Consider the following 3,840-nt stretch of genomic DNA (forward strand, 5'->3'; position numbering starts at 1 on the left):
CTCGAGCCGATCGCAGGCCGTGGCCACTGCCCGTCAGATCGCGATGTACCTGTGCCGCGAGCGGACGAGTCTGTCGCTGCCGAAGATCGGGCAGCTGTTCGGCAACCGCGACCACACGACGGTGATGTACGCCTATAAGAAGATCAGCGACCTGATGAAGGAGCGCCGGTCCATCTACAACCAGGTCTCCGAGATCACGACGCAGCTCGGCCGTATGCGCTGAGCGCTCGCGTCAGGCCAGGGGTTCGTCCGTTTTCTCGGACGAACCCCTTCGTCGTTCTCGGGCCTGGATGCCGCTCTCGCGGCCTCCCACGGGATTGTTCTCACTCGGTTCTACACAGTGTGGAAAACCTGTGGATAACTCCGAATCTCTGCGGAGGAGATGTGAACGACACGCGGACACCTGTGGAGGAGCGATCGAACGCCGAACGAGCCCGTCCTGTTAACTGCCCAGGCTCTCCGCACCGCGTCCACAGGTCACAGCTGTGTAGTTCCCTGCTGTTAACAGGGATCGACCGAGTTATCCACACTCTCCACAGCTGTTAACAAGATGAAGAATCCATTGATGAGTTAACAGAGGTTCGATGACCTTGCCGTGCAATCGCGGGTCGACGTGTCGCGACGCACACGGGCACTAGCATGGGTAAGCCATACCGCCGTCAAGGGAGCGCCCGTGAAGTTTCACGTCAATCGCGATGTCTTCAGCGAAGCCGTTTCGTTCGTGGTCAAGCTCCTGCCGCAGCGCAACCCTCAGCCCATCCTGGCCGGTGTCCTCATCGAAGCGAGCGAGCAGGGTCTCACGCTCGCCGCGTTCGACTACGAGGCATCCGCGCGCACGACTATCGAGGCGACCGTCGACGAGCCGGGCACGATCCTCGTCCACGGCCGTCTGCTCTCCGACATCGCGAGCCGGCTCCCCAACGCCCCCATCCAGATCGCGGTCGACGACGACGGCGGCATCCTGCTCACCTGCGGCTCGGCGCGCTTCACGCTGGCATCCATGCCCGTCCAGGAGTACCCGGCGATCCCCGAGGTCACCGGTGAGTCCGGTCTCGTCCCCGCTGACGATTTCGCGACCGCGATCGCCCAGGTGGCCTTCGCCGCGTCGCGTGACGACGTCACGCCCGTCCTCACCGGCGTGCAGCTCGAGGTGACCGGCACCCAGCTCAGCCTCGTCGCCACCGACCGCTACCGCGTCGCGCTGCGCGAGATCCCGTGGGACGGGGGCGCTGCGGCATCCGACGAGCCCACCGCCGCTCTCGTGCCCGCCCGCACCCTGCAGGAAGTCGGTAAGACCTTCGCGCACGGCGGCGACATCTCGATCGCCTTCTCAGGTTCGGGCGACCGCGAGATCATCGCGTTCTCGTCGGGCAACAAGACCGTGACCTCGCTGCTCATCAAGGGCAACTTCCCGCCTGTGCGCCGTCTCTTCCCCGCGCAGACCGAGCACCACAGCGTCGTCAACACCGCCGAGCTGGCCGAGGCCGTGCGCCGTGTGGCCCTGGTCCTCGACCGCTCCGCGCCGCTGCGGTTCACGTTCGGACCCGACGGGGTGTCGATGGACGCCTCCGGCACCGAGCAGGCCCGCGCGACGGAGTCCGTCGACGCGACGCTCGTCGGCGACGAGGTCACCCTGGGCCTGAATCCGCAGTACCTCCTCGAGTCGCTCGGCGCCGTCCGCAGCGAGTTCGCACGGATCACGTTCACTTCGAGCGACAACGCGAACAAGCTCAGCCCGGTGCTGATCACCCCCCAGACCTCGGTCGACAAGGGTGGCGAAGGCTCGTTCAAGTACCTGCTGCAGCCCAACCTGCTGCTGCGCTGAGCGGGCCGCGACCCGGCGCATGTCGGGGCCGGCGGGTAGTCTGACCCGGTGATCGTGGAGCAGCTCGTACTGACGGATTTCCGCAATTATGCGGCCGCCGACGTGGTGCTCTCGGCGGGGGCGAACCTCTTCGTCGGCCGCAACGGCCAGGGAAAGACCAACCTTGTCGAAGCGGTCGCCTACCTCGCCACCCTGGGTTCCCACCGGGTTTCCAGCGACGCTCCGATGGTGCGGGATGGGGCGGATGCCGCGATCGTCCGCGCGCGTCTCGCTCACGGCGACCGCAGCGTCCTGCTCGAACTGCAACTCAACCGTCAGGGCTCGAACAAGGCGCGGGTCAACGGCGTCAACGTCCGGACTGCCGAACTCCCGCGCTACGCACAGGTGGTGCTATTCGCCCCCGAGGATCTTCAGATCGTCCGCGGCGACCCCTCGGCTCGGCGGCGGTTCGCGGATCAGCTGATCGTGCAGCGCTCGCCGCGGCTGGCCGGAGTCCTCGGCGACTACGACCGTGTCCTCCGGCAGCGGACGGCGCTGCTCAAGTCGGCCCGCGCGCGCGGAGTCCGCGGCGATGCGCTGAGCACGCTCGACGTCTGGGACGACAAGCTCGTCGCCCTCGGCACCGAAGTGATCGAGGCGCGCCTGGCGCTCGCATCCGATCTCTCGACTCCCGTCGCCGAGGCCTACAGCGCGATCGCCGGCGCCGACCACGATCCGCGTCTCCGCTGGGCGCTGTCGGTGGTCGGCGGAGACCCGGAAGAGGGCGAGGCCACGGCCGAAACGGGTGCCGCGGGCTCGCTCGCCGAGCAGTTCCGTGCGGCGCTCGCGGCTCGGCGCAGCGCCGAGCTCGAGCGCGGCCTGACCCTCGTCGGCCCCCACCGCGACGACCTCGTGCTCGAGGTGCGCGGTCTGCCGGTGAAGGGGTACGCCTCGCACGGCGAATCCTGGTCGGTCGCGCTCGCTCTGCGCCTGGCATCCGCCGAACTCCTGCGCGCCGAGTCGCGCCTCGGCGACCCGGTGCTGATCCTCGACGACGTGTTCGCCGAGCTCGACGCCGGTCGGCGGACGCGCCTCGCCGATCTGGTCGCCGGATACGAGCAGGTCATCGTGACCTCCGCCGTGGAGGAGGACGTTCCGGATGGGCTGCGCGCCCACGTCGTCCGGGTCGAGGCCGGTCGGGTCGAGGATGCCGATGAGTGACGAGCCGGACCTCCCTGAGACTCTCGCCACCTACCTCCGGTTGCGGGGGCTCGAGCCTTCGCCGTACCGCAAGAGGAAGCGCCGTCGGCGGACGGACGACGGCGAGAACGCCCCGTTCACCCCCGGCCGCGATCCGCGCGGACTCGGCGACGTGCTCTCGACCCTGACGAAGTCGGCCGGGTGGGAGCCGCAGCTCGCACGCGAAGACCTGGTCCGAACGTGGGACGACGTCGCGGGCGCCGACACCGCCGCGCACACGCGTCCGGTGGCGATGGATGCCGGCGTGTTGACGGTGCAGGCGGACTCCACCGCGTGGGCGAAGCAGCTGCAACTGATGCGTGCGCACATCCTTTCGGAGATCATCCGACGCTTCCCCGAGGCGGGGGTCGAATCGATCCGCTTCATCGGGCCGGACGTCCCCTCGTGGAGATGGGGGACGAGAGCCGTTCCAGGCCGTGGCCCGCGCGATACCTACGGCTAGGCCATGGTCGGGGTTGGTTCGTGTCGATTTCTCCCCTCCTAGGGGCGTACACACCGATTCGAGAGCCCTCGCGCGGTAAGATGGAGGTTCCGACGAATCGATCTGGAGCTCGCGAAGTCATGACGTCCGAAAACCCCGACAGCGTTTCCGAGGAACCCGAGAAGACGACCGCGAAGGTTCCCAACGAGTACGGGGCAGACGCCATCCAGGTGCTCGAAGGTCTCGAGGCCGTTCGCAAGCGTCCCGGCATGTACATCGGGTCGACCGGTGAGCGGGGCCTCCACCACCTTGTGCAGGAGATCGTCGACAACTCCGTCGACGAGGCCCTCGCCGG

General features: G+C 67.9%; 4 protein-coding genes and 1 pseudogene. All 5 read left to right on the forward strand.

The annotated features are described in order from the left end of the window. A partial coding sequence (locus D8Y23_RS16220; RefSeq protein ID WP_275087521.1) for a helix-turn-helix domain-containing protein occupies positions 1 to 223 on the forward strand: 223 nt, incomplete at its 5' end. A 450-nt stretch (positions 224 to 673) separates the two neighbouring features. Further along, on the forward strand, positions 674 to 1,825 hold the full coding sequence (dnaN, locus tag D8Y23_RS16225) for a DNA polymerase III subunit beta (RefSeq protein WP_128219068.1): 1,152 nt from the start codon (positions 674 to 676) through the stop codon (positions 1,823 to 1,825). Between the two features lie 48 nt (positions 1,826 to 1,873). Further along, positions 1,874 to 3,025: a DNA replication/repair protein RecF gene (gene recF / locus D8Y23_RS16230; RefSeq protein ID WP_128219069.1), complete on the forward strand. Its 1,152-nt coding sequence runs from the start codon at positions 1,874 to 1,876 to the stop codon at positions 3,023 to 3,025. Further along, positions 3,018 to 3,506: a DUF721 domain-containing protein gene (locus D8Y23_RS16235; protein WP_164878285.1), complete on the forward strand. Its 489-nt coding sequence runs from the start codon at positions 3,018 to 3,020 to the stop codon at positions 3,504 to 3,506. Before recF ends, D8Y23_RS16235 begins: the two co-directional genes overlap by 8 nt. A gap of 119 nt (positions 3,507 to 3,625) precedes the next feature. Continuing rightward, positions 3,626 to 3,840 (forward strand): annotated as a pseudogene (locus tag D8Y23_RS16240) (DNA topoisomerase IV subunit B); the annotation flags it as partial.

The sequence above is a fragment of the Microbacterium enclense genome (assembly GCF_004022425.1).
Classification (GTDB): Bacteria; Actinomycetota; Actinomycetes; order Actinomycetales; family Microbacteriaceae; genus Microbacterium; species Microbacterium enclense_A.

Coding starts and splice junctions, on each gene's coding strand:
- D8Y23_RS16235 (WP_164878285.1), top strand. CDS start 3,018: ATGAGTGACGAGCCGGACCTCCCTGAGACTCTCGCCACCTACCTCCGG.